This window comes from Blautia sp. AF14-40 (genome assembly GCF_003479665.1).
Taxonomy (GTDB): domain Bacteria; phylum Bacillota; class Clostridia; order Lachnospirales; family Lachnospiraceae; genus Fusicatenibacter; species Fusicatenibacter saccharivorans.
In genome coordinates, this window is record NZ_QUHK01000001.1 from 1 (window position 1) to 4,901 (window position 4,901).

The window sequence follows — 4,901 nt, forward strand, 5'->3', positions numbered from 1 at the left end:
GCAGAGTTTTACACCTAATTGGGGATAAAACAGCTCATGGCGGGCGGCGGTGTCGTTCTGATCGGTCTTCAGCTTATCCCTCTGCTGTCCGGGCTGTTCAGCTAAATGTCACCCGTTGTCCCTTTTTCCAGAAAAGGAGCTGATGTATGGACTTTATCATCGACGCAATCGTTGAATGGCTGAAAGGTCTGCTCGTCGATGGTATCATGGGGAATCTGGACGGCCTTTTCGATAACGTCAATCAGAGCGTTGGCGAGATCGCCACACAGGTAGGCACGACCCCGGCGGACTGGAACGCCGGGGTCTTTTCCATGATACGACAGATCTCCGAAACTGCCATTCTGCCAATCGCCGGGGTCATCCTCACTTTTGTTATGACCTATGAACTGATACAGATGCTCATAGAACGCAACAACCTCCATGAAGTTGACACATGGATGTTTTTTAAGTGGGTGTTCAAAACCTTTGTGGCTGTGATGATCCTGACGAATACCTTCAATATCGTGCTGGCGGTCTTTGATGTGAGCCAGCATGTGATCCAGCAGTCAGCGGGCATTATCCAGAACGGGACAGAGATCACGCCAGATGTGCTGGACAGTCTGCGGACAGAGCTTGAGGCGATGGAGTTAGGCCCTCTGTTCGGACTCTGGCTCCAGTCCTTCCTGATCCAGCTTACCATGATTGCCTTAAACATCGTGATCTTCGTCATCGTATATGGCCGTATGATTGAAATTTATTTACTCACAAGTTTAGCGCCTATCCCGTTTGCCACCGTCCCCAACAGGGAAACCGGACACATGGGGCAGAACTATTTCCGCTCCCTCTTTGCGGTGGGTTTTCAAGGTCTATTGATCTTAGTCTGTGTCGCCATCTATGCGGTGCTGATCCAGAGTATCGCCACCGACGGCGACCCCATCGGGGCGATCTGGGGCTGTGTGGGATATACGGTGCTGCTGTGTTTTACCTTATTCAAAACAGGCAGTCTTGCAAAATCCATCTTCGGCTGCCATTAAGAGACTTCGGGCCATGCTGACCCGAAGCGGAAAGGAGGCGGTATGCCTCGGCGTTACAAACAGGGTGCGGACGGACAGCCGCACCCAGCTTTCTACGGAAAGCTCCCCGAAGAATTTTCTAAAGCAGACACCATGCGCTTTATGGTGGAAACCGATCTGAAACTGTCCGGGTGCGTATCGGCGGACACGCTGGCGGCACTCCGGGCGGAAGGCTATGACTACAAGGACGGGAACCTTGTTCCCGCCGGAAAGGAGGAAACCATGCAGGAAAAGGTTGCAAACACCACCCCGACCGCACCGTTGAAGCTGGATGTAAGCGTGCGGGTCATCGAACCTGTGAAAAATCTGATGGGCTTTGCCAGCGTGAAATTCAATGACTGCTTTGTGGTGGAAAATCTGAAAATCGTACAGGGCAGCAAGGGCCTCTTTCTTGGGATGCCCAGCCAGCCGGACGGCAAAGGCGGCTACCGGGATATGGCCTACCCTGTCACAAAGGAGTTCCGAGAACAGCTCAATACCGCTGTTCTGCAAGCCTATGAGGCAAAGCTGGAACAGATGGCGGAGCGCGGCTCTGTGGGGCGTGCGTCTATCAGCGACCAGCTCAAAGCCGGGAAAGCGGCTGCCGAACAGGCAAAGGCAGAACGGCCTCCGAAGGAAAAATCCAGCCGCAGCGCAGAGCGTTGATCTCGGGCCATGCTGGCCCGAAGCAGAAAGGAGGCGGGAACCATGCCACGCAAACGGACGGGCTATGACGCGGCCTGCTACTATGACGGAAAACTGCTGGGCCGCTGTACCAAAGCGGACAGCGACGCCTATACCCTGTTGATGAACGCCTGCGGCGGGGACGCCGCCCGTGTCCTTCGGGAATATGCCTATTTTTCCCCGGAACTGAAAGTCATCTTAGAAAAGGCAGCACTCATGCAGGCGGACCGGAGCCGGACGGGCGGAATGTTCCATGCGCCGAAAAGCTCCCCATGGGGCGAGGTGCAAAGCTGTGAAACCCTCTGTCCGGGGGTGTTTCTGGTATCTACCGCCAGCCACGGCGGAACGATGGTGGCAAACGAGGTAGCCGCCGTCCTCTCCCCGGCGGCGAAAAAGTGCGGCTTCAAGGATAAGGGCTATATCTGCTATGAGGAGGACGCACAGGAAAGTGTGGTGCTCCGGGAACTGCTGGACAAAAAACTGTGGAACATCCCTGACCGCATTAAGGACAAAGGACAGTTTGAAGAAAAACTCAATCAGTCCATCCGGCAGTATCACCCCGAATACTGGCGGGCAAGGCAGAGCGGACGAGAGGCCGCCGAAGCTGCCCGCAGCACAGCCCCGGCCAAAGAGGCCGCAAGATAACCTCGGGCCATGCTGGCCCGAAGCAATAAAGGAGGTGTACCAAAATGGCCTATGTGCCAGTACCAAAAGACCTTTCCAAAATCAAGACAAAGCTGGCCTTCAACCTAACGAAGCGCCAGCTTGTTTGTTTTTCCAGCGCAGCGGCGGTGGGCCTCCCGGCTTACCTGTTTTCCCGTGGCAGTATCGGGAACAGTGCCGCCATGTTCCTGATGATCGGCCTCATGCTCCCGTTCTTCTTTCTGGCTATGTATGAACGAGACGGTCTGCCGCTGGAAAAAGTGCTGAAAAACATCATCCGCACCCGGTTCCTCTATCCCCGTGTGCGGCCTTACAAAACCGAAAACTTCTATGCGCTGCTTAGCGCCAGAAAGGAGGCGCAGCCGATTGCGAAACAGCAGAAGGGCCGGAAAGCCCGCAGGCAGAAAGCCTGAAAAGCAGGGCCTTACCGGCCTGTTCACGAAAGGAAAGAACATTCCCACCACCGCCCAGCAGACCCTCCCTTACCGGGAAATGTACCGGGACGGGGTGTGCCGGGTAGCGGACCGCTATTACACCAAAACCATTGAATACGAGGACATCAACTACCAGCTCGCACAGTCCGAAGATCAGGCAGCCATCTTTGACGGGTGGAGCGCCTGCCTCAACTACTTTGACAGCAGCCTTCCGTTCCAGCTTTCCTTCCTCAACCACCGGAGCCGCCCGGGCAGCCGGTACAGCGTGAACATCCCCATGCAGGACGATGATTACAACAGCGTCCGGTGTGAGTATGTGGAAATGCTGGAAAACCAGATCGCCAAAAGCAACAACGGCATTGTCCGCACAAAGCTCCTGACCTTCGGCGTGAACGTGGACGACCTTCCCACCGCCAGGGCAAGGCTGGAACGTGTAGAGGCGGACATTTGCGGGAACTTCAAAAAGCTGGGCGTCAAGTGCCGTTCCCTTTCGGGGCTGGAACGGCTGGAGCTTCTTCACGGGCAACTCCACCCCGGCAGCGGCTCCCCCTTCCGGTTTTCATGGGATATGATCCCCAAAACCGGGCTTTCCACCAAAGACTTTATCGCCCCGGACAGCTTCGATTTCCGTTTCAGCCGACTGTTCCGGGTGGGGACGACCTGGGGCGCTGCCTCTTACTTGCAGATTTTGGCCTCGGAGCTCTCGGACAAGCTGCTGGCGGAGCTTTTGGAAATGGATGCGGAAATGACCATTACCCTCCATATCCAGACCGTCGATCAGGCCGCCGCCGTAAAATCCATCAAGGCCAAAGTCTCCGACATTGACAAGATGAAAGTGGAGGAACAAAAAAAGGCAGCCCGGTCAGGGTACGACATGGACATACTCCCGCCTGACCTTGTAACGTACAGCAACGACGCAAAGACCCTCTTGGAAGATTTGCAGAGCCGGAACGAGCGAATGTTCCTGTTGACCTTCCTTGTGGTGAACATGGCCCCGACCCGCCGGGAGCTGGACAATGACCTGTTCACGGTGTCGGGTATCGTCCAGAAATACAACTGCACCTTGAAGCGGCTGGACTTCCAGCAGGAGGACGGTTTTCTTTCCAGCCTTCCGCTGGGTCATAACGGCATTGAGATCAAGCGTGGCATGACGACCAGCTCCACGGCCATTTTCGTTCCCTTTATGACGCAGGAGCTCCGCATGGATGGCGAAGCCGTCTATTACGGGCTCAACGCACTTTCCCATAACGTCATCATGGCAAACCGGAAAAAGCTCAAAAACCCCAACGGCCTGTTCCTCGGCGTGCCGGGCTCCGGCAAATCCTTTGCCGCAAAGCGAGAGCTTGTGAACGTGTTCCTTGCCACCCGTGACCGGATCATTGTGGTGGACCCGATGGGCGAATACTCGCCCCTTATCAAGCGGCTGGGCGGACAGGTCATCGAAATCGCCCCAGACAGCCCCCACCACATCAACCCGATGGACATTGACCTGAGCTTTGACGAGGAAAACCCGATGGCGCTGAAAGCCGACTTTATCCTGTCGCTGATGGAGCTGATCGTCGGCGGCAAGGATGGCTTGCAGCCGGTGGAGCGGACCGTCATTGACCGCTGTGTACGCCAGATGTACCGGGAACACTTGCAGGACCCGGAAACAAGCAAAATGCCGACCCTCCAAACCCTGTATGACCTGCTCTGTTCCCAGCCGGAGGGCGAGGCGGTACGGCTGGCAACTGCCCTTGAAATCTATGTGTCGGGTTCCCTTAACGTGTTCAACCATGAAACCAATGTGGACCTGAACCGCCGTCTGGTATGCCTTGACTTAAAAAAGCTGGGTGCCGGGCTTCGGACGATTGCCATGCTCATTATGCAGGACTTGGTAAACTCGCAGGTGTCCATGAATTTCCTGCGCGGTATCGCTACATGGTGCTACTTCGACGAATTTCATGTGCTGCTCCGTGACCGTCTGACGGCAAGCTATTGTGTGGCGATCTGGAAAATGTTGCGAAAAAAAGGGTGCGTTCCCAGTGCTTTAACGCAGAACGTGAAGGTGCGCCCAGATAGGGCGCTGTGCAAAGCAGTCTAAGGTACT

Annotated in this window: 5 protein-coding genes and 1 pseudogene; all 6 read left to right on the forward strand. The window is 55.6% G+C overall.

What is annotated here, in order from left to right; all coding sequences use genetic code 11:
* Nucleotides 1-21 precede the first annotated feature (21 nt).
* Nucleotides 22-105: pseudogene (locus DWW13_RS00005) on the forward strand (Maff2 family mobile element protein); the annotation flags it as partial.
* A 41-nt stretch (nucleotides 106-146) separates the two neighbouring features.
* On the forward strand, nucleotides 147-1,013 hold the full coding sequence (locus DWW13_RS00010) for a VirB6/TrbL-like conjugal transfer protein, CD1112 family (RefSeq protein WP_005927637.1): 867 nt from the start codon (nucleotides 147-149) through the stop codon (nucleotides 1,011-1,013).
* A gap of 42 nt (nucleotides 1,014-1,055) precedes the next feature.
* Complete coding sequence (locus tag DWW13_RS00015; RefSeq protein WP_158579726.1) at nucleotides 1,056-1,697, forward strand: septation protein SpoVG family protein; 642 nt, start codon at nucleotides 1,056-1,058, stop codon at nucleotides 1,695-1,697.
* 9 nt (nucleotides 1,698-1,706) lie between these two features.
* Nucleotides 1,707-2,360 carry a DUF7007 domain-containing protein gene (locus DWW13_RS00020; protein ID WP_118278676.1) on the forward strand — a complete coding sequence of 218 codons (654 nt, stop codon included), beginning with the start codon at nucleotides 1,707-1,709 and terminating at the stop codon, nucleotides 2,358-2,360.
* A gap of 44 nt (nucleotides 2,361-2,404) precedes the next feature.
* Entirely contained in the window at nucleotides 2,405-2,791 is a 387-nt protein-coding gene (locus tag DWW13_RS00025) for a PrgI family protein (RefSeq protein WP_003500106.1), read from the forward strand.
* A 79-nt stretch (nucleotides 2,792-2,870) separates the two neighbouring features.
* Complete coding sequence (locus tag DWW13_RS00030) at nucleotides 2,871-4,895, forward strand: VirB4-like conjugal transfer ATPase, CD1110 family (RefSeq protein ID WP_243025946.1); 2,025 nt, start codon at nucleotides 2,871-2,873, stop codon at nucleotides 4,893-4,895.
* Nucleotides 4,896-4,901 lie beyond the last annotated feature (6 nt).